At 42.8% G+C, this 25,437-nt stretch carries 22 protein-coding genes and 1 pseudogene; 11 read left to right on the top strand and 12 right to left on the bottom strand.

Going from position 1 to position 25,437, the window contains the following annotated elements; translation table 11 throughout:
• Both BACPLE_RS08170 and cysS read left to right on the top strand, forming a co-directional pair.
• Positions 1-1,221, top strand: a 1,221-nt coding sequence (locus BACPLE_RS08170; RefSeq protein WP_007560742.1) for a glycoside hydrolase family 97 catalytic domain-containing protein, incomplete at its 5' end; no start/stop codon positions are given.
• Positions 1,222-1,318: 97 nt separating this feature from the next.
• Entirely contained in the window at positions 1,319-2,800 is a 1,482-nt protein-coding gene (gene cysS / locus BACPLE_RS08165; protein ID WP_007560741.1) for a cysteine--tRNA ligase, read from the top strand.
• A 73-nt stretch (positions 2,801-2,873) separates the two neighbouring features.
• Here the strand turns inward: cysS and BACPLE_RS08160 are convergent, their stop codons facing one another.
• From BACPLE_RS08160 to BACPLE_RS08150, 3 genes are all read right to left on the bottom strand, one after another.
• On the bottom strand, positions 2,874-5,444 hold the full coding sequence (locus BACPLE_RS08160) for a M60 family metallopeptidase (protein WP_007560739.1): 2,571 nt from the start codon (positions 5,442-5,444) through the stop codon (positions 2,874-2,876).
• A gap of 61 nt (positions 5,445-5,505) precedes the next feature.
• Positions 5,506-5,955, bottom strand: coding sequence for a carboxypeptidase-like regulatory domain-containing protein (locus tag BACPLE_RS08155; RefSeq protein WP_007560737.1), 450 nt, complete (start codon positions 5,953-5,955; stop codon positions 5,506-5,508).
• A 516-nt stretch (positions 5,956-6,471) separates the two neighbouring features.
• Entirely contained in the window at positions 6,472-7,482 is a 1,011-nt protein-coding gene (locus tag BACPLE_RS08150) for an ATP-dependent 6-phosphofructokinase (protein WP_007560735.1), read from the bottom strand.
• Between the two features lie 153 nt (positions 7,483-7,635).
• Between BACPLE_RS08150 and BACPLE_RS08145 the strand changes: the two genes are divergently transcribed.
• The 3 genes from BACPLE_RS08145 to BACPLE_RS08135 are packed head-to-tail and all read left to right on the top strand — an operon-like array spanning position 7,636 to position 11,888.
• Positions 7,636-9,141, top strand: coding sequence for a GH3 auxin-responsive promoter family protein (locus BACPLE_RS08145; protein ID WP_007560734.1), 1,506 nt, complete (start codon positions 7,636-7,638; stop codon positions 9,139-9,141).
• Positions 9,142-9,150: 9 nt separating this feature from the next.
• Positions 9,151-11,076 carry an Ig-like domain-containing domain gene (locus tag BACPLE_RS08140; protein WP_007560732.1) on the top strand — a complete coding sequence of 642 codons (1,926 nt, stop codon included), beginning with the start codon at positions 9,151-9,153 and terminating at the stop codon, positions 11,074-11,076.
• Positions 11,073-11,888 (top strand): DUF3108 domain-containing protein, encoded by an 816-nt coding sequence (locus tag BACPLE_RS08135; RefSeq protein WP_007560729.1) that lies wholly within the window; start codon positions 11,073-11,075, stop codon positions 11,886-11,888. The genes BACPLE_RS08140 and BACPLE_RS08135 overlap by 4 nt, the downstream gene beginning before the upstream one ends.
• A 139-nt stretch (positions 11,889-12,027) precedes the next feature.
• Here BACPLE_RS08135 and rnc read toward each other — a convergent pair whose 3' ends face one another.
• The 4 genes from rnc to pdxB all read right to left on the bottom strand — a co-directional run bounded on the left by rnc (position 12,028) and on the right by pdxB (position 15,737).
• Complete coding sequence (gene rnc / locus BACPLE_RS08130) at positions 12,028-13,047, bottom strand: ribonuclease III (RefSeq protein WP_007560727.1); 1,020 nt, start codon at positions 13,045-13,047, stop codon at positions 12,028-12,030.
• Between the two features lie 3 nt (positions 13,048-13,050).
• Positions 13,051-14,316 carry a beta-ketoacyl-ACP synthase II gene (gene fabF / locus BACPLE_RS08125; RefSeq protein WP_007560725.1) on the bottom strand — a complete coding sequence of 422 codons (1,266 nt, stop codon included), beginning with the start codon at positions 14,314-14,316 and terminating at the stop codon, positions 13,051-13,053.
• A gap of 15 nt (positions 14,317-14,331) precedes the next feature.
• Entirely contained in the window at positions 14,332-14,568 is a 237-nt protein-coding gene (locus BACPLE_RS08120) for an acyl carrier protein (RefSeq protein ID WP_007560723.1), read from the bottom strand.
• Positions 14,569-14,726: 158 nt separating this feature from the next.
• Positions 14,727-15,737, bottom strand: coding sequence for a 4-phosphoerythronate dehydrogenase PdxB (gene pdxB / locus BACPLE_RS08115; protein ID WP_040312708.1), 1,011 nt, complete (start codon positions 15,735-15,737; stop codon positions 14,727-14,729).
• A 244-nt stretch (positions 15,738-15,981) separates the two neighbouring features.
• On the opposite strand from pdxB, the gene BACPLE_RS08110 reads away from it, so the two are divergent.
• Genes BACPLE_RS08110 through BACPLE_RS08100 form a run of 3 tightly spaced genes read left to right on the top strand, consistent with a single transcriptional unit; the run spans position 15,982 to position 18,357 of the window.
• Positions 15,982-16,698 carry a glycosyltransferase family protein gene (locus BACPLE_RS08110; protein ID WP_007560719.1) on the top strand — a complete coding sequence of 239 codons (717 nt, stop codon included), beginning with the start codon at positions 15,982-15,984 and terminating at the stop codon, positions 16,696-16,698.
• Positions 16,699-16,710: 12 nt separating this feature from the next.
• Positions 16,711-17,451 carry a lipopolysaccharide kinase InaA family protein gene (locus BACPLE_RS08105; RefSeq protein WP_007560716.1) on the top strand — a complete coding sequence of 247 codons (741 nt, stop codon included), beginning with the start codon at positions 16,711-16,713 and terminating at the stop codon, positions 17,449-17,451.
• A 9-nt stretch (positions 17,452-17,460) separates the two neighbouring features.
• Positions 17,461-18,357 carry a glycosyltransferase family 2 protein gene (locus BACPLE_RS08100; RefSeq protein WP_007560714.1) on the top strand — a complete coding sequence of 299 codons (897 nt, stop codon included), beginning with the start codon at positions 17,461-17,463 and terminating at the stop codon, positions 18,355-18,357.
• 69 nt (positions 18,358-18,426) lie between these two features.
• On the opposite strand, the gene BACPLE_RS08095 is transcribed toward BACPLE_RS08100, so the two are convergent.
• Complete coding sequence (locus BACPLE_RS08095; RefSeq protein WP_007560713.1) at positions 18,427-20,268, bottom strand: ABC transporter ATP-binding protein; 1,842 nt, start codon at positions 20,266-20,268, stop codon at positions 18,427-18,429.
• A 14-nt stretch (positions 20,269-20,282) separates the two neighbouring features.
• The gene (locus tag BACPLE_RS19435; protein WP_007560711.1) at positions 20,283-20,513 is read right to left on the bottom strand and encodes a hypothetical protein; all 231 of its coding nucleotides are present in this window, start codon (positions 20,511-20,513) and stop codon (positions 20,283-20,285) included.
• On the opposite strand from BACPLE_RS19435, the gene BACPLE_RS08090 reads away from it, so the two are divergent.
• Both BACPLE_RS08090 and BACPLE_RS08085 read left to right on the top strand, forming a co-directional pair.
• Positions 20,414-21,322 (top strand): lysophospholipid acyltransferase family protein, encoded by a 909-nt coding sequence (locus tag BACPLE_RS08090; RefSeq protein ID WP_040312705.1) that lies wholly within the window; start codon positions 20,414-20,416, stop codon positions 21,320-21,322. The genes BACPLE_RS19435 and BACPLE_RS08090 overlap by 100 nt on opposite strands.
• Before the next feature lie 54 nt (positions 21,323-21,376).
• Positions 21,377-22,357 carry a glycosyltransferase family 2 protein gene (locus tag BACPLE_RS08085; RefSeq protein ID WP_007560706.1) on the top strand — a complete coding sequence of 327 codons (981 nt, stop codon included), beginning with the start codon at positions 21,377-21,379 and terminating at the stop codon, positions 22,355-22,357.
• A gap of 128 nt (positions 22,358-22,485) precedes the next feature.
• Here the strand turns inward: BACPLE_RS08085 and BACPLE_RS08080 are convergent.
• From BACPLE_RS08080 to BACPLE_RS08075, 3 genes and pseudogenes are all read right to left on the bottom strand, one after another.
• Positions 22,486-23,184 (bottom strand): annotated as a pseudogene (locus tag BACPLE_RS08080) (capsular polysaccharide synthesis protein); the annotation flags it as partial.
• Between the two features lie 12 nt (positions 23,185-23,196).
• Positions 23,197-23,388, bottom strand: coding sequence for a hypothetical protein (locus tag BACPLE_RS19695; RefSeq protein WP_007560700.1), 192 nt, complete (start codon positions 23,386-23,388; stop codon positions 23,197-23,199).
• Positions 23,389-23,391: 3 nt separating this feature from the next.
• Positions 23,392-24,318, bottom strand: coding sequence for a glycosyltransferase family 8 protein (locus BACPLE_RS08075; protein ID WP_007560698.1), 927 nt, complete (start codon positions 24,316-24,318; stop codon positions 23,392-23,394).
• 107 nt (positions 24,319-24,425) lie between these two features.
• Between BACPLE_RS08075 and BACPLE_RS08070 the strand changes: the two genes are divergently transcribed.
• A complete protein-coding gene (locus BACPLE_RS08070; protein ID WP_007560696.1) occupies positions 24,426-25,436 on the top strand; it encodes a glycosyl transferase family 90 in 1,011 nt (336 codons plus the stop codon).
• Position 25,437 lies beyond the last annotated feature (1 nt).

Raw genomic sequence — 25,437 nt, 5'->3', positions numbered from 1 at the left:
AATCCGGGCGAGATGAACGGTCTGGGTTCTTCTACTCCGGGACTGGCCCTTCCGGGTGCTACTCCGTGGCGTACGATTACGGTGGGCAGCGGACTGAAGCCGATAGTGGAGACTACCGTCCCGTTTGATGTGGTGGAACCGCTGTATGAGCCTTCGCAGGAATACAAGTTCGGTCGTTCTACCTGGAGCTGGATTATGTGGCAGGATCCGAGTATCAACTACGATGACCAGATTCGTTTCATTGACCTGGCCAGTGAAATGGGTTATGAATATACGCTGATTGACGGAGGCTGGGAAAAGAACATCGGCCGCGACCGCATGGAAGAGCTGTTCAAGTACGCTCACCAGAAGAACGTGGATGTATTCGTGTGGTACAACTCCAACGGTTACTGGAACGACGCTCCGCAGGATGCCAAGCAGTGCATGAGCAACTCGGTAGCCCGCAAGAAAGAGATGAAATGGTTGCAGAAGTGCGGCGTGAAGGGATTGAAGGTGGATTTCTTCGGCAGTGACAAGCAGCAGATGATGGGCTTGTACGAAGACATCCTGACCGATGCCAATGAATATGGCCTGATGATAATCTTCCATGGCTGTACCATTCCCCGCGGTTGGGAACGCATGTATCCGAACTATGTGGGCAGTGAGGCGGTACTTGCTTCTGAAAACCTGATATTCAACCAGCACTTTGATGATATGGAGGCTTACAATGCCTGCCTGCATCCGTTTATCCGCAATACCATCGGCTGTATGGAGTTTGGCGGTACGCTGCTGAACAAGCGTCACAACCGTACGAATGACGGAGGTACCATCCGTAAGACGACGGACGTGTTCCAGCTGGCTACGGCAGTGCTGTATCAGAATCCGATTCAGAACTTTGCGCTGGCTCCGAACAACCTGACGGATGCACCGGCACTGGCTATTGATTTTATGAAGCAGGTACCTACTACGTGGGATGAAACGGTGTTCCTTGATGGTTATCCGGGCAAATACTGTGTGCTGGCCCGCCGTCATGGCGACCGCTGGTATGTAGTGGGTGTAAATGCGCAGAAAGAACCATTGAAGCTAAGCCTGAACCTGCCGATGTGGGAGAAAGGCGAAACGGTTTCCTATTATCTGGACGACAAGAAACGTCAGCCGCAGCTGGAGGAACTGAAAATCAAGAATCCGGCAGAAGTGAAAGTCGTAATTCAGCCGGAGGGAGGTATTATTCTGACAAAATAATTTGAGGAGTTTTCAAAAGAGAAAAAGCGTGATTTTTTAGTGGAAATCACGCTTTTCTCTTTTAAATTTATAACTTTGCATCCTAACTCATTGAATTATGGAGAATAATCAACTTTTTATTTACAATACACTGACCCGCAAGAAGGAACTGTTCGTGCCTTTGCATGCTCCTCATGTGGGCATGTATGTGTGTGGTCCTACCGTATACGGTGACGGACATTTGGGACATGCGCGTCCTGCCATTACGTTTGACATTGTGTTCCGCTACCTGACTCATTTGGGCTATAAGGTGCGTTATGTGCGTAATATTACAGATGTGGGCCATCTGGAGCATGATGCAGATGATGGTGAAGACAAGATTGCCAAGAAAGCACGTCTGGAACAGCTGGAACCGATGGAAGTGGTACAGTATTATCTGTTGCGTTACCACAAGGCAATGGAAGCATTGAACGTGTTGCCGCCCAGCATCGAGCCGCATGCATCCGGACACATCATCGAGCAGATTAAGCTGGTGGAAGAGATTCTGAAAAACGGATATGCATACGAAAGCAAGGGCTCTGTGTATTTTGATGTAGCGAAGTACAACAAAGATCATCACTATGGTGTGTTGTCAGGACGTAACCTGGATGATGTGCTGAATACGACCCGTGAACTCGACGGACAAGATGAAAAGCACAATCCGGCCGATTTTGCTTTGTGGAAGTGTGCACAGCCGGAACACATCATGCGCTGGCCGTCACCATGGAGTAACGGTTTTCCGGGCTGGCATTGCGAGTGTACCGCTATGGGACGCAAATATTTAGGTGAAACTTTCGATATTCACGGAGGAGGAATGGACCTGGTGTTCCCGCATCATGAATGTGAAATTGCACAGGCTGTGGCTTCAGAAGGTCATCAGATGGTACGTTACTGGATGCACAATAACATGATTACTATCAACGGACAGAAGATGGGTAAGTCATTGGGTAACTTTATCACCCTGGATGAGTTCTTTACAGGCTCTAACAAGTTGCTGACACAGGCTTATTCACCGATGACCATCCGTTTCTTCATCCTTCAGGCACACTATCGTAGTACAGTGGACTTCAGTAACGAAGCGCTGCAGGCTGCTGAAAAGGGCTTGGAACGTCTGTTGGAAGGTGTGAAGAATCTGGATCGCATCACTCCGGCGAAAGCTACTTCAGGCATCGAACCGAAAGGCCTGCGTGAGAAATGCTACGAGGCTATGAACGACGATTTGAATACACCGATTGTTATTTCTCATCTGTTTGATGCAACCCGTATGATTAATACGGTAATTGACAAGAAGGCTGCCATCAGCGCCGAAGATTTGGAAGAACTGAAGAGTGTGTTCCATCTGTTCGTGTTCGATATTCTTGGTCTGAAAGCGGAAGCTGAAAACAATGCAGCACGTGAAGAAGCTTACGGAAAGGTGGTTGACATGCTGTTGGAACAGCGTATGCAGGCTAAGGCCAACAAAGACTGGGCTACAAGCGATAAGATTCGTGACAACCTGGCTGCTTTGGGATTTGAAGTGAAAGACACCAAGGATGGTTTCACTTGGAAATTAAACAAGTAATCGAATAGTGACTCTTATAAAAAAGAAGGGGTACCGGTTGTTCCGGCACCCCTTTTCTTGTAGTATATCTGTGTTATTTTTTCACAGGAATTTCAATGCGTTTCCCGTCTGCCTGTACGGCGTAAAGTTTGGCATTTCCCAGTTCCACTCCTGCTGGGATATCATAGCTGAACATGTTGAAGAAGTATACCTGTTCTCCTTCTGCACTGTTTTTACGTAATTCAAATGCTACGGCATTTTCTCCATTCTCAACGGTATATTTCCGTCCGGAAACTGTATAGGCTATGTTCGGACTGACGGCTTTTACCTCTCCTTCAAACTGTGTGTAATATCCGGTGTCCGAAGGTTTCGTGTCAAGTCCGGTATCTCCTGCCTTACGGTCTTCAATATACTGGAAAGCATGTTTGGGTTTCGGGAATTTTTTCATGAAAGTCTTGGCTTCCTGAATCATTTCTTCCGTTACCTTATATTTCCAGGTACCGTACTGTTCAATCGTGTCTTCTCCTGGGATAAAGAAACCCCACAAATCGAAGAAGTCAGTCAAATCTTCTCCGGCAGCTTCACTGGCTTTCATGGCAAATTTGAGTTGTGCACCTCCTGGGTCACTCTCGGTAATCCGGTCTTCACGCAGCAATTTGAATAATGTCTGCCAGAACTTAGGATTATGTCCGCAACGATGGTAGTAATTCCACAACTGCCAGTTCATGCGCATGTGTATTTCTGTGTCTTCTCCCTGATGGGTGGCATCTCCCATATTATACCACGCTTTTTTGCGTACGAAACGGGAATCTGCCAAATCATTCAGTTCACTTCCTCTGGAGCAATATTTCCCCAGTTTGTACAGAATGTAGTTAGAGAACAGATTGTTCGATGATTCCGTACTGCCCGGCCAGTTGATAGCAGCCTGATGGATGTGGCCGATTTCATGTGCGGGGCCCCAGGCATTGTCCTTGTTGGCCATTACATTTTCTTTCAGCAGGATATTGTTCAGGTAGGTGTATACGAAGCCGATGCAATAGTCTGTAGCCCACATGTAACTTCCTTCCGGCGAGATGGCAAAAATATGGTTGTTGACTTGTGAAGGACGTACATCTTCAATACCCATCAGCTCTTGTTCCCATCCGATAATGTCATCCCATAAGTTGATGGCCGATAGTATCTGGTTGGGCACAAACTCCTGCATCTTGGCTGTGTGGAAATAGAACATGATACGTTCGCCACGTACGCAGAAATATTTATGCGTTGCTTTTTTCAGTAATTCCGCATATTTTTCATCGGTCTTATGTTCTTTCAGGTCGAAGAATCCGGTGACTTTTCCGCTTCCCATTGGGATATGGATTTTAACGGGCTGGGCATCGGGAGAGGTCAGGTCGGTGTTGTACATCACAAACAGCTGGCCTTCTTTGCGCATGGTCAGTTTGTTGATTCCCGGAGATAAGAAATACACTTCACCGCTTACGTTGGTCTGTTTATATTCTTCTCCGCTTTCCCAGATGCTTTGTAGCGATATTTGCTGTCCGTGAGTGTCGCCTACCAGTACGATGATTTCATCTCCTTGCTGAACCGAGATGCCAGTCGGGTTGTCCAGGTTACTGTATTTCTTGGTCATTAATTTAGTAGCCCATTCTTCCGGAATACTATAAGGAGCATATTCCCGGATACGGAATTCCTTTTCGTGTGGGTCGTACGTATTATTCTGTAATGCTTTGGCCAGACGGACAAAATAATCGGGAAGCGCATTGATTTGTTCGTCGGTAACTCCTTCTTTCAGCGCACTGCAAGTAACGTCACTGAAGACGGTGAGCAAGGTATTTTCCAATGTGTTTTCCTGATTATAGCGGTAGAACTCCATTTCATCGCAGCTTACGAAGTTACCTGCACCCGATTTCACTTCAAACTTGATACCGGTTACTTTTTGGGTAGTCTTGAAAGAAATCTTTGAAGGAGCATTCTGCATACGGAAATTGTATGTGCCATATTTTGTCCAATTGGAATGTCCTTCATCTGTAGCAATCAGCAGGTCGAGTTCTCCAAAATTTCCATTTCCGGCACGAGTGTAATAAATCAGGTAGTCAATATCAGCACCTCCCTGGAAGTAATATTCCAATGTGACTGGGAAATTAGCCGACTGTCCCCAAATTGAATGATAAGGATTGGCCCCATCAGCCGAGAATTTGCCATCCCAGGTATTTTCAATACCTTGTCCCGGCTGGAATTCGCTGGCTTTTCCTCCTGAAGGAATAACCTTGATGTCTTCACTAATGACAATGTCGGAAGAGGCATATTGCGTGACATTGATAACATAATTCTGAATGGGAGACAATACTTTGACTACCGCATTTCTGCGTTCGCTAGAGGTGTTGGCAGTAACGGCCAGCTTGATTTGTGCACCGTTTTCTTTTTCCTCTTGCGTAGATACATAAAGCCAGTCGGCATCTGTTTCTGCTTTCCATTCACTGAGTGAGAGGGTGGTCTTTATGGGAATGAAGATGGTTTCAGCGGCACTGCCGAACTCTTTGGTGAGATCTGTTTCTTCAATAGCAAAGGTCCCGTTTTTCAATGTTTCTTTGTCTTTGCATCCAGAGGAGGAGAAAATAAGACATAACAGGCCAATCAGTGTAAAACTAAAAAGATTTTTGTTCATAGAAATTTAGATTTGAGTGGCAACGAGAGGAAAACATTTTCCTCTCGTTGTAAATGTAGCATTAGTTTCCGTATAATACAAGTTCTCCAAGGTTAAACCATGCATTTCCGTTGGTCATAGAACCTGCTGCACTTTCTAGTACGGCAAAGCGGAAATGAGAGAATGGTTTCTCCGCATGATAGATTGGAGAGGAGTATTGCTGGTTTCCTCCTGTAACTTCTATTGAATAGTTACCGTCAAGGTCTGAGATGACTCCCGTTTGGCTTCCTTTTACAACAATGTTTGCTCCAATGATAGGAGTTCCGTCCGAGGCATCGGTAATTGTACCTGTGACGGTTCGTTTTTTGGCACTTTGCGCAATTGCATCAATTTCTCTGGCTTCATGAGCATACGATGTCAGGGCGGAGTTAGCTTCAGGAATCGTACCTGAAATAGCCCAGGAGGAAAGTGGAAACATCCACAATACCAGTCCAAGTTTGGGGACAAACTTGCTTGTTTTTCCTTTTTGCATGTTTGAATAGGAATTAAGGTTATTAATGTAGATAGTAATCCCTGTGAAGGGATATAGCGTAAAATCTTGAAAATGAAAGTTTTAAAGTTTAGTTTTGGTTGTTTTTAGGTTACAAGGTTAGGTTATATAATTTTTTTCGTTAATAGTATAGTTAGTATTAAATCTTAGTTTTTACTGTTTAGTTCGTCGCAAAAGTATATTAATGTGATGAACGAAAAAAATCTTTTTTATTAATAAATGAAAAATAGTAAATAATTTGATTATTTATCTATGTGGTGATTCGCTAATTGTGGTATATGTAGACAATAAAATTGGGCTATGTATCGGCTTAGAAAAGCCAGGATAAAAAAACGCCTTTGCGTTTAATCGAAAACTCTTTGCCGTTTAAAATAAAACGTCGAAGAGTTTTGAATAAAACGTAAAGGCGTTTTTCTTTAAATGTCCTTGTGTTTTAGTTGAAATGTAAGGATATTTGAAAGCGATTGTGTAAGTTGTTGATTTATAATCTGCTATGGTTTATCCGAAACAAATACCCATGCGGCGTCCCTGCACAATCAGGTCATGGTCTTCCGTAACCAGTTTCAACTTGCCTGCCACCTCACTCAGTGGAACAGACTCGATGGTATTACCTTTCAGTGCTACCATCCGGCCAAACATTCCTTGGGCAATCAATTCGGTAGCATGCCCTCCCATACGGGTAGCCAGGTTGCGGTCGTAGGCAGTAGGACTTCCTCCGCGTTGGATGTATCCCAATACAGTTTCACGGGTCTCAAATCCGGTTTCATATTCTATTTCCTCGGCAATGTATTGTGCGGCCTTTTTTCCTCCGATAGTAGGAATGCCTTCTGCTACCACTACGATGGAGTAAGGTTTTCCTTTTTTCAGGCGGTTGATAATGGCGTCGCCGATACGGTGAATGTCGAAAGGAATTTCAGGAAGCAGGATAATGTCGCCTCCTCCCGCCATACCGGAATGAAGGGCAATCCATCCCGCCTTGTGGCCCATGACTTCAATGACCATGACACGCTGGTGGGCACTGGCAGTGGAATGCAGGCGGTCAATGGCATCGGTGGCTATCGTTACGGCCGAATCGAAACCAAAAGAAACGTCGGTTCCCCACACGTCATTGTCGATGGTTTTGGGAATGCTTACCACATTTACTCCCGCTTCGGCCAGTTTCGCTGCTGTTTTTTGCGTACCGTTTCCTCCGATGCACACGATGCAGTCCAGGCCGCGTTCGCGGATGGTCTGAAGCATGATGGCAGGTTTGTTCTCTGATACGGCACCCGCTTTTCTTTTGAACGGTTTTTCGCGTGAAGTACCAAGGATGGTTCCTCCCAAATTGAGAAGTCCTGTCAGTGAGCTTTCGTCCAGCGGAACAATGTCATTGTCCAGCAGTCCCCGAAAACCACTATGAATTCCATAAACCTCCATCCCGTAATGGTTGATGGCTGTCTTGCATACCCCTCGAATGGTGGCATTGATTCCCGGACAGTCGCCTCCTGAAGTCAAGATTCCTATCTTCATGTTTTGCTGTATTAATAGATTGTGTGGTAAAGGTAAGAAAAAACTGTATATTTGTCATGAAGGAGGAAAAAATAATGTTCCTCTCTGCTGAATTAGGCAGAAAAAATCTACCTTTGCAAGCATCACATATAAGGATTTGAAATTTAGAAACCAATGAATTCAACCAAGTTAATAGGAAAAATATTTGTCCCCCGACAGAAGGAAATCGACCTTTATGGGACAAAGGCCGAAGAAATTCAGGCTCGTGTATTCCGAAAACTGATACATAAAGCTTCCGCTACAGAGTGGGGTATGCGGTATGATTATAATCATATCCAGGATTATACTGATTTTCAGCGTGTCCCGATACAGACGTACGAGGATGTGAAGGGATATGTGGACCGTATGCGTCACGGTGAAAGAAATGTGCTTTGGCCAGGGAAGGTCATCTGGTATGCCAAATCATCTGGAACCACTAATGATAAAAGTAAGTTTATTCCTGTCAGTCCCGACGGATTGAAGGAGATTCATTATCGGGGAGGAATAGATGCGGTTGCATTGTATCTCCGTGAAAATCCTGAAAGCCGTTTCTTTTCGGGAAAGGGCTTGATATTGGGAGGAAGCCATAGTCCGAACTATAATGTAAAGGATAGCTTGGTGGGCGATTTGTCGGCCATCCTGATTCAGAATATCAGTCCGCTGGTGAACCTGATTCGGGTGCCGAAGAAAGAGATTGCCCTGTTGAGTGAGTTTGAAGAGAAGGTAGAACGTATTGCCAGTACCACGATTCATCAGAATGTGACCAATATTTCGGGAGTTCCTTCCTGGATGCTGGCCGTGTTGAACCGCGTACTGGAAAAAACGGGAGCCAAGCATTTGAATGAGGTATGGCCTAATCTGGAGGTTTTCTTCCATGGAGGAGTATGCTTCACACCTTATCGTGAACAGTACAAGCAGCTTATTCCTACAGACAAGATGCATTACATGGAAACGTATAATGCCAGTGAAGGTTTCTTTGGCTTGCAAAGCGATTTGCACGATCCGGCCATGTTGCTGATGATTGACTATGACGTGTTCTATGAATTTATTCCTTTGGAGGAAATCGATAAGCCGAATCCTACGATTGTACCTTTATGGGGCGTGGAAGTAGGACGTAACTATGCGGTAGTAATCAGTACCTCCTGCGGCTTGTGGAGATATATCATTGGGGATACGGTGAAATTCACACAGAAAGACCCATACAAGTTTATTATCTCCGGTCGTACTAAGCACTTTATCAATGCTTTCGGTGAGGAACTGATGGTAGACAATGCAGAAAAAGGACTGGAAAGAGCCTGTAAGGAAACCGGTGCACAGGTACTGGAATATACGGCAGCTCCTGTCTTTATGGATGCCAATGCCAAGTGTCGTCACCAGTGGCTGATAGAATTCAGCGTGATGCCGGATTCGCTGGAGAAGTTTGCACAGGTGCTTGATACCTCTTTACAGGAAATTAACTCAGACTATGAGGCAAAACGGCATAAGGATATTACCTTACAGCGTCTGGAAGTAATTACGGCTCGCGCCGGATTGTTCCATGACTGGCTGAAGCAGAAAGGAAAGCTGGGTGGCCAGCACAAAGTGCCGCGCCTGAGCAACAGCCGTGACTATATTGAAGAAATGTTGAAACTGAATAACTAAACTATATAGATGAAACCTATACCTAAATATATTGCTTTGTTGCTGGTCATTATCGGGTTTTATGCATGCGCGAGCACGGGTATGCCCGATGGGGGACCGTATGATGAAACGCCGCCCAAGTTTGTGCGTGCTACGCCGGAACCCAATGCCACGAACAACAAGCGTAAGAAAATTTCCATTGAATTCGATGAATACATCAAGCTTGACAAGGCATCGGAGAAGGTGATTATTTCGCCTCCTCAGAATGAGGCACCCGAAGTGAAGGTAAGCGGACATCGGGTCTTGGTGGAATTTTTCGATACTCTTCGTGAAAATACCACTTATACGATAGATTTTGGTGATGCCATTGTGGACAATAACGAAGATAATCCGTTGGGCAACTTTGCATACGCTTTTTCTACAGGCGAGCATATTGATACGATGGAGGTATCGGGTACAGTCTTGGCAGCTGAAAATCTGGAACCGGTAAAGGGTATTCAGGTAGGGCTTCATAAGAATTTGGAAGACAGTGCATTCGTGAAGCTTCCGTTCGACCGTATTTCACGTACTGACAGCCGCGGACGTTTTACCATTCGTGGGGTTGCTCCGGGAAAATACCGCATTTATGCCTTGATGGACGGTAACCAGAACTATTTCTTTGATTCGAAGACGGAAGCCGTTGCTTTCCTGGATTCACTGGTCGTGCCCGACATGCGTCCGGCTATGCGTCAGGATACCGTATGGAATGAGTTGGATACATTGGCGTATGATACGATTTACGAGGTGCATTATACACGCTTCTTGCCCGATAACCTGATTCTTCGTTCGTTCAAGGAAGAGAACCCGATGCAGTATCTGGTGAAGAGTGAGCGCGAACAGTTGAACCGTTTTTCTTTGTATTTTAGTGCGAAATCCGATACGCTTCCTACCATCAAAGGACTGGATTTTGATGAGAAGGATGCATTTATCATTGAAAGTAATCCGCGCAACGATACCATCCGTTACTGGATTAAGGATACCGTGATGTGCGAACGTGATACGTTGACCTTCCAGATGGACTATCTGGCTACGGATACGTTGGGACAGCTTGTGCCGAAGACCGATACCTTGCGTATGGTGAACAAGATTGACAAGAAACGCCGTATGGCTTTGGCCGAAGAAGCCCTGAAGAAGGAAGAAAAAGAGCGGAAAAAACGTGAAAAGAAGGGAGATACACTGAAAGCGCAACCGAAATTCTTTGCAATGACGGTGGATGCACCTTCCAGTCTAGACCTGAACCGGAACATTGTGCTGAAATTTGAGGAGCCGGTGGAACATATTGATACGGCGGCCATTCACATGGCTGTCAAGGTAGACTCGTTGTGGGAGGATATACCGTTTATTCTGATGGCAGACTCCGTAGCCCCCCGTCAGTATCAGATTTTGGCCGATTGGCAACCAGGACAGGAGTATCAGCTCAAGATAGACTCGTTAGGTATCAAGGGTGTTTACGGGCTCTATACCAACAAGGTGGAAAACCAGTTGAAGGTGAAGACCCTTGAAGATTACGGTACGCTGTATTTGAATATTGTAGGGGCAGGACCTCATGCCGTGGTACAATTGCTGAACAGCAGTGACGGAGTAGTGCGGCAACAGCCGGTAACGGACAAGAATACGTGTGACTTCTATTTCTTGCAGCCCAGCACAAAATATTATATCCGTCTGTTCAACGATGACAATAACAACGGGGTGTGGGATACCGGTAACTATGCAGAGAAACGTCAGCCGGAAGAAGTGTACTACTTCCCGAAAGTATGGGAAATGAAAGCCAACTTTGAGTTTGAAGAAACGTGGGACATACACGCTGTGCCACTTGACAAGCAGAAGTTGGACGAGATAAAGAAACAAAAGCCTGATGAGGCCAAAAAAATCAAAGACCGCAACAAGGAGCGGGCTCGTAAACTAGGAAGAACATGATAAGGAAACTGATTCTTTGCCTTTTCCTTCTGGTAGGAGGAATGGCAGCCAGCGCACAATGTGGTGCAGTGAATGATGCAATCAAGCCAGGAGAAACACTCTCTTATGAGCTGAAGTTTAACTGGAAATTCGTCTGGATTAATGCCGGATGGGCAAAGATGACGGTAAACGAGACGACTTATAACGGTCGTCCATGTTTGAAAACGGACTTGCAGTCGTACACCAACAAGAAGATTGACTTCTTCTTCAAGATGCGTGACACGCTGACCTGCATCACTTCGCAGGATCTGGTTCCTCTGTATTTCCGTAAGGGAGCGGAGGAAGGAAAGCGCTACACGGTAGATGAGGTGAAATTCAGCTACCAGAACGGAAAGTGTATTGTAGACCAGCAGCGCACTTTGCGCGGTAATACGGACAAACATCACGATGTGATGCCGGTGTGTGTGTACGATATGTTGAGTATCCTTTTGCAGGCCCGTTCGTATGACCCTACAGAGTATAAGCCCGGACAGAAGATTCTTTTCTCCATGGCTACCGGAAGGGCAGTGGAAAAACAGACCTTGATTTATCGTCGTAAGGAGAATTATAAGGCTGAAAACGGGGTGACGTATCGTTGTCTGGTATTCTCGCTCGTAGAATATGTGGGAGAAGAAAAGAAGGAAAAAGAAGTCATTACCTTCTATATTACAGACGACCGTAACCACTTGCCGGTGCGTTTGGATATGTACCTGAACTTTGGTTCGGCAAAAGCCTTCCTGACCAATATCAAGGGTAATCGCCACCCGCTGACTTCCATTGTAAAGGAACGGTAAATGTAGAGCTTTCTTCCTTGAAGAGTTTCTTGGAAGGAACAAGCTAAGGCATACAAAAAATCCTCAACTATTACTACGGGGTAGTTGAGGATTTACTATAAGGTAATTTAGAAGTTACTACGTGGTAATCAAGCGATTACTACGTAGTAATTTTTGTTTCTTCACTGTCTGTTCCTGTCTCTTCTGTAAGCTGGAATGCCGCTTCTTCTGCTTCGGCAATAATTCGCTCCACGTCATCGTACTTCTCAGTAACAGCAATTTCTTCTTTCACTTCTGTATCAAAAGATTCCGGGTTCTGCTCGTCTGCTTGTGCGGGAAGAGTTTCTGCTTCTGTAGTCAATGCATCGGTTGCGTCAGTTGAAGTCGGATTCTCTTCTACAGCAGCTTGCTCTCGTGCGGCTTTTTCTGCAAAAATCGCGTCAATGAATTGCGGGTCATTTTTGATCTTGTTCAAGGTTTCATGAGCAGCTTCCTGCTGTGATTCTTTCTTGGAATATCCTTTACCTTGCCCGGCGGGAATCTGTTCTACCACGACCTGTGTTTCAAAGACAGGATTCTGTTGCTCGTCGACCGTCTGCTCCAGTAGGTTGAATTCAATGAGGAACTTGTTTTTCTGTCCCCATTCAATCAGTTTCGACTTGAAGTTGACTTCCTTCCGCGACAGTTTCTCCAGATTCAGGTAGGGCTTGATAATGCGCTCTTCCATGAAGAACTTGCAGGTGGCGTACCCACGGTCCAGATAAATGGCTCCCACAAGCGCTTCAAAGGCATTTCCACACATATAGCTGTTGTGTGACGACTGCCGTGTGGTGTATTTTATCAGCTTGTCCAGTCCGATTTTTACGGCAATCTGGTTCAATGTTTCTCGTTGTACGATTTTAGAACGTGTATTGGTCAGAAATCCCTCTCTCTTCCCCTCAAACCGTTTGTACACAATGTCGGCCACTACTGCATCCAGTATGGCATCTCCTAAGAACTCCAGGCGTTCATTGTTCAATAGTCTGCCTTTAGCTTTTACCGAAGACGATTTGTGCAGGAGGGCCTGCTGGTAGATTTCGATGTTTCGCGGATAAAATCCCAGTATCTTATAAAAACAAAGATAAGACTCCTTATCCTTTCGAAAAAGAAGTCTTATCTCATCTAGTATATTGCTAAACACAGTTTATTCAGTGTATTTTTTAATGATTACACATGCATTGTGACCACCAAATCCGAATGTGTTGCTCAATGCAGCACGTACAGTACGCTGCTGTGCCTTATTGAAAGTGAAGTTCAGGTTATAGTCGATGTTTTCATCGTTGTCACCTTCTTCGTGGTTGATTGTCGGAGGTACAATGTCATTTTTTACAGACAGTACGCAAGCAATGGCTTCTACACCTCCGGTTGCACCCAACAGGTGTCCAGTCATAGACTTGGTAGAACTGATGTTCAGTTTGTAAGCATGTTCGCCAAACAAATCCTTGATGGCTTTTACTTCAGAAACGTCGCCTACCGGAGTAGAAGTTCCGTGTACGTTGATATAATCGATATCTTCCGGTTTCATTCCGGCATCTTCCAGAGCGCTCTGCATAACCAGTTTCGCACCCAGGCCTTCAGGATGAGAGGCTGTTAAATGGTAAGCGTCGCCAGATGCACCTGTACCGGCCAATTCTGCGTATATCTTCGCACCACGTGCTTTAGCGTGTTCCAGTTCTTCAAGAATCAAACATCCGGCACCTTCGCCCATTACGAAACCATCGCGGCTGGCGCTGAACGGACGTGAAGCACGTGCAGGGTCGTCATTGCGTGTAGACAGTGCATGCATGGCATTGAAGCCGCCTACTCCTGCAGGGAAGATAGCTGCTTCGGCTCCACCTGTTACAATGATGTTGGCTTTTCCCAAACGGATATAGTTGAATGCATCAGCTATAGCGTTAGAAGATGAAGCACATGCAGAAGTTGTGGTGAAGTTAGGTCCGTGGAAGCCGTACATGATAGAAATCTGTCCGGATGCAATATCTGCAATCATCTTCGGAATAAAGAACGGATTGAATTTCGGTCCGAGGTCATCTTTTGTTTTCTCGTAACCTGCGACTTCTTCTTCGAAAGTGTGAATACCTCCGATTCCGACACCGAGAATTACTCCGACTTTGTTCAAATCTTCTTTTTCTACGTCGATACCGGCATCAGTTACCGCTTCTTTAGCTGCAACTACGGCATACTGAGTGTAAAGGTCCATCTTACGGGCTTCCTTACGGTCAATATGGTCAGCAGCGTTGAAGTTCTTCACTTCGCAAGCGAACTGAGTCTTAAATTTTGACGCATCAAAATGAGTAATAGGTCCTGCTCCGCTGACGCCGTTCAGGAGGTTGTTCCAGAATTCCGGAACAGTGTTACCTACTGGAGTCAACGCACCAAGACCTGTTACTACTACTCTTTTTAATTCCATAAAGGTAGAATTAAATTATTTTGCGTTAGCTTCGATGTAAGAGATAGCGTCACCTACAGTCTGGATCTTTTCTGCCTGATCGTCTGGAATAGAGATTCCGAATTCTTTTTCGAATTCCATGATCAATTCTACAGTATCCAAAGAGTCAGCACCCAGGTCGTTAGTGAAGCTAGCAGTTGCAACTACTTCTGATTCTTCTACGCCCAATTTATCTACGATAATTTTCTGTACTTTTGATGCGATTTCAGACATAATTCTAAGTTTTTTAAGTTTATAAATAATGTAATTTATTGATTTTTCGCTGCAAAGGAATAAATATTTCTGATTCTAAGCAAATATTCAGGCAAATAAATGCTTTTCCTTTGCACATTTTTATACATTCTGTGCACGCAAACTTGTTTTTTTATGCCTTATTCCCTTCGTAAATGATAGTCGCCGCGCAGTTGTTCAAACAGCTCCGGGTGTGCACGTAATTCTTCGCAGTCCTTGTGCGGGTTATACAGTTGAAGTACCCTTACATTCTCGTCCTGCGACAAAGTTTGATTCGGATTGTCGGGGAGGGTAATATGAAAATCAGCCTGTTTATGGAAGAAATGGCAAAATGCTTCCAATACCATGCGGGTAGCATTGGCTTTTCCGTCGGCTGAATAACCGGCAATGTGAGGTGTGCCGATAAATACCTTGTCGAGCAACTCCTGACTGATGTGTGGTTCGTTTTCCCATACGTCAATGACGGCACTCTTTACAATACCTTTATTCATTGCTGTGAGCAGTGCCTCTGTATCTACAACTTCTCCGCGTGAGGTATTGATGAGATAAGGGGACTGTTGTAGTTTTTGAAAGAAAGTACTGTCGGCCAGATGGTAGGTCTTGTATTTTCCTTCCCGGATGAGAGGTGTATGAAAAGTCAGGATGTTACATTGTTCGGCCAGCATGTCTAATGAACAGAAGCCTTCTTCTCCTTGATCTGCCCGGGGAGGGTCATTCAGCAGCACCTTCAATCCGATACGTTGTGCCATCTGCCGGATACGTTCTCCCACATGCCCTACACCAATTATACCCAAACAAGATTCTTGGAGATTGATTCCCTTTTCTTTTTGAAGAAGCAGAAGCACAGCGTGAAGATATTGTTCTACAGCCCCTGCATTGCATCCGGGACAATTGCTCCAGGTAATCCCGGCTTGCTGGCAATATACCGTATCAATGTGGTCGAAGCCGATGGTAGCTGTCCCGATGAACCGTACGTTGCTTCCTTCCAGCAATTCCCGGTTACAGATTGTCCGTGTGCGGATAATCAGGGCATCTGCGTCTTTAACAACTTCCGGTGTGAAGGCTTTTCCAGGCAGATAGACCACTTCATCCGCCAGTTGCTCGATGGCTTCGCGGATGTAAGGTATTTTGTTGTCTACGATTACTTTCATTTTTATTATATGCAGTTCTAAAGTCTTTTTTAGAATCTGCAAATGTATATACTTTTGGTGAAATGCGATACTAAAACATAAACAATGCATCGTAAATCTTATTTTATTCCTATCTTTGCCAAATAGGATTAATTATGGTACAGCAGCATGATTATCTGATTGTTGGCGCTTATGCCTATATGGATGAAACCATAGAAACAGTATTGAATTTAATGAAATAAGAATCTGTAAATGAATAAATAGCATGAAAAGTCTGCATATCATTACTCCGGTTAAGGATTCTATAGAGTTTACTTTAGAAACAGTAAAAGCTATTTTGGATTCCGAGATAAAAGTTCCTTATACTTATACGGTATATAATGATTTTAGTACGGAGGAGAATACAAAAATTCTGGAGGAAAGTTCAAAGCAATTGGGCTTTCGATTAGTTAATCTGTCTGATTTGACAGATCATCCTTCACCTAATTATTTATTGGTGTTGCAGATGGCTCAGAAGGAAGCGATTGAGGCAGAAGCTGGTTTGTTGATTGTAGAATCGGATGTGGTGGTGAAAAAGAATACCTTGCAAGATTTGTTTGATGGAGCTTTGGCGCGCCCTGATTGTGCTATTGCAGCAGCTGTGACTACGGATGAATCTGGAGAAATAAATTACCCTTATCTGCATGCCAAGGGAAATGAGAATAAAATCTATGCGGAAAAGAAACATTGTAGTTTTTGTTGCTCTCTGTTGACATTGAGGTTCTTGAAAGAATTTGATTTTCACCAACTGGATGCTACGAAGAATTGGTATGATGTAACGATTTCTCATGAGGCTTTAAGGAAGGGGTTCCAGAATTATTTGTTTACAGTCTTGCCTGTCTGGCATCGTCCTCATGGAAGTCGTCCATGGAAACAGCTGAAATACAAGAATCCTTTGAAATATTATTGGTTGAAGTTTACAAAGGGATTGGATAAGATTTAGTTAATACGATTTATGAGTTTCTTTAATCATCAGACTTTGGTATTAAGTCCCGAATGTGAATCATTTAGGGATTTCATGCTTTCTATTCCGGATCGTTTTGAGAAGGGAGAGGGTACCATCATACATAAAGGTAGAAATGAATTGAGAAAAATTACCTATAATGGAAACGTACTTGTAGTAAAATCTTTTCGTACTCCGAATATAATCAATCGTTGGGTGTATGGGGTGTTTCGTCCTTCAAAAGCCAAACGTTCTTTTGAACATGCCCAGATGTTATTGGATATTGGTGTGGGTACTCCTCGTCCCGTCGGCTATTTGAATATCCGTAAAGGATTGATGTTCGACCGAAGTTATTATGTAACGTATGCATCCGATTGTCCGTATACTTATGAGGAATTGTTCAAACATAAATTTGAGTATGAGGATGATGTGCTTCGTGCAGTAGGTCATGTAACGGCTCAGTTGCATAATCACGGCTATGCTCATAAAGACTATGGTAGAGGAAATATCTTGTTTGCTCAAACAGCAGAAGGCATAAAAATAGAAATTGTTGATTTGAACCGCATGGACATTGGACCGTTGGATATGAAAGCGGGTTGTAAGAATCTGGAGCGCCTTCCTGCCACTCCTCACATGCATAAGGTGTTGGCTGAAGCATACGCTAAAGAACGTGGCTTTGATGCCGACGAGTGTTACAAGCTGATGGTGGCTTATCGGAGTACTCAGCCTGGAAAGATTGATGGTCTTTATTAACTAGAGGGTATGAATATAATAGCTGTAGTAGTAACCTATAACCGGAGAGAGTTGTTGAAGCGTAACATTGCTTGCTTACGCTTGAATACTCCTGTTTCCTCCATAGTTGTTGTGAATAACGGCAGTACGGATGGAACTGGAGCATGGTTGGACGAACAGGAAGACTTGACCGTTATTCATCAGGAAAATGTTGGTGGGTCAGGAGGTTTTTATCGAGGCATTCAGTACGCTTATCAGGCAGGTGCCGACTGGATCTGGTGCATGGACGATGATGTGTTTCCTCGTCCGGACTGTATGGAGCATCTGTTGCCTTATACCCATGAACCAGGGGTAGGAATTCTTGCTCCTCGTCGTTTGATGGAAGGACAGATTTTTACCAATGACTTTCAAAAGGTAAACCTGAGCAATCCGTTTGCTTCCATGTATCAGCAGAAACTGAAGAAGCAGGTGGTTAATGGCCCGGTGGATATTTGTGGCACAGCTTTTGAAGGACTGTGTATAAGCCGTAAGGCCGTTGCAGAAATAGGGTTGCCTAATAAAGAGCTGTTTATTTTCTGTGACGATACTGATTACTGTCTGCGTGCAGTATTGGCAGGCTTCCGGATTCTATATATTCCCTCAGCCTTGATGGATAAGGAGAAGTTCTTTTCAAATGATAACTGGGAGGAGAGAAGCCAGAAGAAAAAATGGAAACGTTTTTATCAGGTACGTAATTCCACTTATTTGAATCATCATTATGGACGTAACTGGTGGGTGAAATATCTGCGTGGTTTCAATGGAATGCTGGGGTATTTGCTGGTAGCTTTATTCACTTGCCCGTTTAAGAACGTGTATACACTGAATGACGTAGCCAAATTCTGGCAAGCTTACCGTGATGGAATCCACGAGAAGTTAGGAAGATATTAGAATTATAAGAATAAAAACTCAAACGGCTTTAAAGGGTGTTTACAATTCCTTTAAAGCCGTTTGTTTTTATTATAGTGCCTGCATGTCATTCAAACGTTTGTAGTATCCGTTCTGTGCAAGCAGTTCTTCATGTTTTCCGTTTTCTACAATCTTTCCTTCATACAACACATAAATCTGGTTGGCATTTTTGATGGTCGACAGACGGTGTGCAATAGCAATAGTCGTTCTGGTTTTCATCAAGCGTTCCAAAGCTTCTTGTACCAAACGTTCACTTTCCGTATCAAGTGCCGAAGTAGCTTCGTCCAATATTAAGATAGCCGGATTCTTTAGAATAGCCCGTGCGATGGATATACGCTGGCGTTGTCCTCCAGAAAGGCGGCATCCCCGGTCACCGATGTTGGTATCGTATCCTTGTTCCGATTCCATAATAAAATCATGGGCATTGGCAATCTTGGCAGCTTCTATCACTTGCTCTTTAGTGGCATTCTCTACACCGAAAGTGATATTGTTGTAGAAACTATCATTAAATAGGATGGCTTCCTGGTTCACATATCCGATAAGTGAACGAAGGTCGCTGATAGATACATCCTTTATATTTACTCCGTCAATTAGAATCTCTCCTCCTTGTACGTCGTGGAATCGAGGCAGTAAGTCTACCAGAGTTGATTTACCGGAGCCGCTTTGTCCCACCAGCGCAATTGTTTCTCCTTTTTTGATACGGAGATTAATGTCATTCAACACCTGTGTCTGGCCGTTGTAGCTGAATGTGATATGGTTGAACTGAATGTCTTTGTTCAATGAAGAAAGATGTTGCGGTTGCTCTTTTTCTACAATGTTGTTAGGCGCTTTTAGAATCTTGTCCACACGTTCCATAGAAGCTAATCCTCTTGGAATCATATAGCTGGCCTTTGAGAAATCCTTCAGCGGGTTGATGATACTATAAAGTATCACCATATAATAGATAAAAGTAGAAGCATCAATGGAAGAATTGTTTCCTAAAATCAATGAACCTCCAAACCATAGCACAAAAACAATAAGCACTGTACCCAGAAATTCGCTCATCGGGTGTGCCATAGCCTGACGGATGGATACCCGACTGGTTGCATCACGATATTCATTACTGCATTTATTGAAGCGATTAATCATCTTCTCTTCAGCGGTAAAGGCTTTGATGACCCGCAGACCGCCCAGGGTTTCCTCCAGTTGCGACATGGTTTCTCCCCATTTTTCCTGTGCATCAAGCGATTGTCTTTTCAGTTTCCTGCCGATTTTTCCCATTAACCATCCCATGGTAGGCAATACGAGGATAGTAAACAAAGTCAGCTGCCAGCTGATAATCATCAGAGTTGTGAAATAAGAAATGATCAGAATGGGGTTTTTCAACAGCATGTCCAGTGAACTGGTGATGGAGTTTTCAATTTCTGCCACATCTCCACTCATTCGGGCAATAATATCTCCTTTTCTTTCTTCTGAAAAGAAGCCTAAAGGAAGATAAGTGACTTTTGTGTATACCATTGTACGTATATCCCGCACAATGCCTGTTCGCAAAGGAACCATTACAGCCGTGGAGCCAAAGTAACAAGCTGTTTTCAGAAAAGTCATGCCTGCCAAAAACAATCCCAAAAGCAACAATGTGGTCGATGGCCCAAAACTGTCTATCAATTGATTTACATAATAGTAAAAATTATTTATAGCAGTTTCCTTCAATGAATCGACCGACCATTCCCAATCCATGTACTGATACACTTTTTCCTGTGCATTCGTTTTGAAGAGAATGTTCAGAATAGGAATTAAAAGAGAAAAAGAAAATACATTGAAAATCGCCGAAAGGATATTCAGAAGAACAGCCCAGCAGACATATTTCTTGTAGGGCGATACAAACCGCCGCATGAGTTGGAAGAATTCTTTCATAATAGAGAATGTAACTACTTGTATTTTGCAAAGATAGTGCAAAATACCATAGGTACGCCATCCTTTCTGTAAAATTTGAACTTTACGTACTGCGGGGATGATATATTTTTTGTAGCTTTGCCTTGAATTATAACTCCATATCCTGATGAAGCTGGTATATCGTATATTATTTTTCTTTTTATCTCTGTTGTCTTTACTTCCGTTGAGGCTTCTTTACTTTTTCTCCGATTGTTTATTTTTCCCATTATTTTATGTGGTAAAATACCGTCGGAAAGTGGTAGAAAAACAGTTGGACGAGTGTTTCCCGGAGAAAAGTATGAAAGAGAAACGTGATATAGAGCGCCGGTTCTATCATTTCTTTTGTGATTATCTGATGGAGGTGATAAAATTATTTTCTATCTCAAAGAAAGAAATGATGCGGCGGATGGAGTTTGTGGGTCTGGATGAAGTTCGTGCAGATTTAGAACGTGAAAACAAGAAATTCTGCTTTCTATATCTAGGGCATTATTGTAATTGGGAATATATTGCATCTTTGGCATACTGGTTGCCCGAGATACATTGTGGGCAGATTTATCATCGGATATACAATCAGTCGTTCGATGACTTGTTTTTGAAGTTACGAGGGCAGTTTGGTGGAGAATCTATTCTGATGAAAGACACACTTCGGCGTATTTTGACTTTGCGCGGACAGGAAAAGAAAGTGATGATTGGTTTTATTTCCGACCAGTTGCCCAAGTGGGAGAATATGAATCACTGGACTACTTTCCTGAATCATGAGACTTCTTTTTTCATCGGAGCAGAACGTATCGCCAAGCAGGTGGATGCAGCGTTATATTATGTGAGAGTAGAACGAGTTCGTCGTGGCTATTATCGTGCTTCTTTTGAGTGTATGGCATTGCATCCGAAAGAATATTCGGATTATGAATTAACCGACCTGTATGCTCGTCGTTTGGAGGAGCAGATTTGCCAGCAGCCGGGATATTGGCTTTGGACACATAAGCGCTGGAAACGGACGAAAGAGGATTGGTTGAAGTGGAAAGAAAGCGTTTCTTAATGTGTGAGAATTTTATCAGATTTTTATATATTGAACAATTAAATCAAACATCATATGTTGGAAAAGAAAATTCCTTTAGTTAGTGTTGTTGTGCCTAATTATAATTATGCTCGTTATCTTCGGGCAAGAATTGATTCTATCCTAAATCAAACGTTTACTGATTTTGAACTAATTTTATTAGATGATTTGTCTACAGATGAAAGTTTGAGTGTGTTTGAGCAATATAAAACAAATGAACATGTTTCTCATATTGTAGTGAATGAGAAAAATAGTGGAACTCCTTTTAAACAATGGATGAAGGGTATTTCTTTAGCTCGAGGAAAATATGTGTGGATTGCTGAAGCGGATGATTTGGCTGAGCCTGATTTTCTGCTGCGGTGTGTAAATCTTGCAGAACAGCATAAAGATTTTTCTTTCTGTTATGTGGGATCCTTATTGATTGATTCTAAAGGAGATATTACTCGTGGAAGAGACGTAAATAAATGGGGAAGACGTGAAAAGAACCGTGAATCTTATTTTGATGGAAAATCATTTGCTATTCATAATTTATATTGGAGAAATTATGTATTAAATGCAAGTGGTGTTTTGTTTCGTCGGGAATATGCCTTGAATTTGGAAGATTCTGGCTTTATGGACATGCGTTATTGTGGGGATTGGTTGTTTTGGTTTTTGATGTCTATGCAGGGAGGGGTTGGTGAAATCTATTGTAATTTGAATTATTTTCGTCAGCATACTGCGAAAGTGACAGTTTCTTCTGCGGTTTCGGGTGGAGGAATAAAAGAAGGCCTATATGTGGTACATAGAATGGAACAAATCTTGGATTCACTAGGCTCCTACAAAAAACATTTACGTCGTGGCCGATTTTATAGAGGAATTAAGCGTTCATCTGTTTCTTTTGAACGTAAACAAGAATTATTTGAAGAACTCTTTAAAATTTTAGGGGGAACCGTTTCTGATTATCGATTAGAGCGTATGAATCAGATATTACGTATATTTAATCCTATGCTATTGACTCCTAAAAGAGATCGGCTATAATTATATTAAGGTGGAGGAGTGTTAATAAAGTGTATTTACCGACTTTTTTATGCAAGATAACATGCGACATGAAGTGATTGCTACATATTCATGCTGCATGTTATCTTTTTTATGAGATTAATCAAACCCTATTTTGTGGCCCTTGGATTTAGAAATTCTTCCAAAATATGTCCATAAAAAGTTTTCTTCCCTTCAGGAGTTACCTTTTGTAATGGAATCTTATAGGTTAATTTGTGGAAATCATAATTCTTACAGAAATTGTTCCATCCTTCTTCTGAGTATTCGTCATTTAGGCATTTCCCAAGAGGACCCATAACCGTGATGGGCACTGACTCAATCATTTGATGTATGGCAGGTATATATTTTCGTGCAATAGCAAATGTATAGTCAATGAGTAAGTAATCAATCAATTTATTGTGTCTTTTCCAATAACTCAAAAAGAAATCATAAATAAAAGAAGGTAATAAATTGTTTTTCCCACAAGCTAAAAAGAAGCCTGTCCATCCTCCTCTAGAAATATTATGATAGATAGGAAGGTGGTGACAACTCCAAAATTCTTTTGTAGGATTGATAATAGAATCTAAATTTTTAAAAGGAAGCAATACAGTACTATCCAACCAGATTCCTCCATACTTGGATAATAGAGCCATTCGTAAGATATCGGAAAAGTGAGTTAGAGTAATCTCTCCTTGATTCACTTTTGTAATAATATAATCTGGTAACTCAACATAGTTTGTATAATTTTCTTTTGTTATGAGTATCACAGGATGATTGCATGCATGTATTTTAATGGAATTAAAACAAGCTTTAGCAATGTCAGGCATAGCTTTCTCTCCTTGTCACCAGCAAACCCAAATAGGAGATTCCGTATTTATTGGCTCACAGGTTTTATTTGTGTGTTGGCGGTATTGAGCAATAATTTCTTGTCCTCCTGTTTTTAATAAATGATGGACAATGTAACGTTGCTTGATTCTTACAAAGAAACCTTCGATGCGTTTAAAAAACTTTTTAATTTTCGTTTGTTTTTTCATTGTCTAAATATTTTCAATGCATATATATTTGGGCTTTCTTATGTGCAAATAGAAAGGCAATAACCGGAAGAAGCGTTTAATTTGTTCTAAGGGGTTATTCAGTATGCGTTCACCTTTCCAGGGAGTCATGTCAAGATATTGGAAATAAATTTCCCTTAAAGGATGCTGACTGTCATACTCCCAGGGTTTTCGGTTGGTATAATGCAGTATGACAGGGTGCTTCAATACCTCAGAGAATTTCTTTTTCCAAGCTTCATCCATCTGTTTAGGACGGCGATAAAAAGCATCTTGTACATTCCATTTCAAGTCCACTAATATTTTATTCTTGTGCAGGATGCTGTTCAATAAATCCTGATCATTAAATAATATACGTTCAGGATACTTGTGGAAGTAATCTACACATGCATGAGCTACATCATTCTTACGCCAGTAATCGAGGTTGATCAAAAGTACGCCGGCATTGAAGTAAGAATCCTCCATGGGATATTTCAGTATTTCATAGCGGGCTGGTTCATTACATCCCATGTCTTCTACGGCGGCCACTCCTGTTTCATCGTCTAATGGAGTATTCCAGTATTCAGAAATATCCCCTACGATGACGATGTCACAGTCCAAATACAACAGACGATCGATGTCGGCAGGCAACAGTTCAGACAGAATGCAGCGATAATAGGTAGCCATGGAAATACGTTTGCTGAACTTGCGGATGGTGAATCCTTCCAGCAACTTGATGTCCGGTTCGTAGAAACAAACCAGATTTCCGTATGAGGCTGCCAGGTCAATTAATATTTTCTTTTCTGCATCCGACAAGTCACGTGCTATAATATGTGCCGTGATTTGTTCTTTCCGATTGTTCTCAAATAAGGAAACAAGGGTTACCGCACAATGGCGTACGTAATTGCTGTCTATGTTGCAGGCTATGTGTATCATGCTTTGATAAAGAGTTTTACATTCCTTCTTGCAAAGATATAAGATATTCACATAAAAGCACTATCTTTGTCTGGAAACATTTTATTAATTGATAACTGTTTAGAGCTATGGCAGATAATATCCTATATAAGCTACGAAGCGGAAAGCCAATCAAGTTTCTTGACTTTGTAAAAAAATTCTCTGGGTTGCTGATACCCGATGTCTGGTATCGCAGCCGGCGCGAGAGAATGTTGGCCGAAGCACGTCGTCGTCCAGATTATGCGTATATGCAGAAGCGCGTAGACTATTATATCCGTATTCATGCTCCTTGGACTATTTCTGCGGAAGATAAACTGACACGCGACCGAAGCTGGATTCATTATACTGGAGCCATTGGTGATTATCGCCGGAAAATGTTTCATACAGCTTATTATTTTGATCAGCATGACGTGACGCGTTGGTTTCCTCGTTCTTTGCGGTGGAATTTTTGTCCCGGTGATGTATATTTCACTCCGGAAGTACCTACGGTAGTAAAAAGTCGCTTGTTAGCCGCTGATAACCAAAATTCAGTGGTGCTGAAGCTGGATAAGCTGCGTCATTTCATGTTTGTGCATGATATGAAATCTTTCCGAGAGAAAAAAGATTGTGTGATTTTCCGCGGTAAGATTCGCCAAAGCCGTTTACGGACGTGTTTCCTGGAAAAATTCTTTGGTCACCCTTTATGTGATTGTGGAGTAGTAGGACGGAATGAGGGGTGTCCGGAAGAGTGGATGACTTCTAAAAAAACGATACGGGAGCATCTGGATTATAAATTTATTATGGCGATTGAAGGAAATGATGTGGCTTCTAATCTGAAATGGGTGATGTCATCGAACTCTTTGGCGGTAATGCCTCGCCCCACTTGCGAAACATGGTTTATGGAAGGCACCTTGATTCCTGATTATCATTATATAGAGGTAAAGGATGATTTCTCTGACTTGGAAGAAAAACTGAATTATTATATTGCACATCCGGAAAAAGCGGAAGAAATCATAGCCCATGCTCATGAATATGTAGCACAGTTCCGCGATAAGAAACGAGAAGAGTTGTTGCAGATGATGGTGATGGAACAGTATTTCAAGACGAGCGGACAATTATAAT

The organism is Phocaeicola plebeius DSM 17135 (assembly GCF_000187895.1).
Classification (GTDB): Bacteria; Bacteroidota; Bacteroidia; order Bacteroidales; family Bacteroidaceae; genus Phocaeicola; species Phocaeicola plebeius.
The sequence above is the reverse complement of the archived record's forward strand: the minus strand, read 5'-3'. Positions and strand labels throughout refer to the sequence as shown.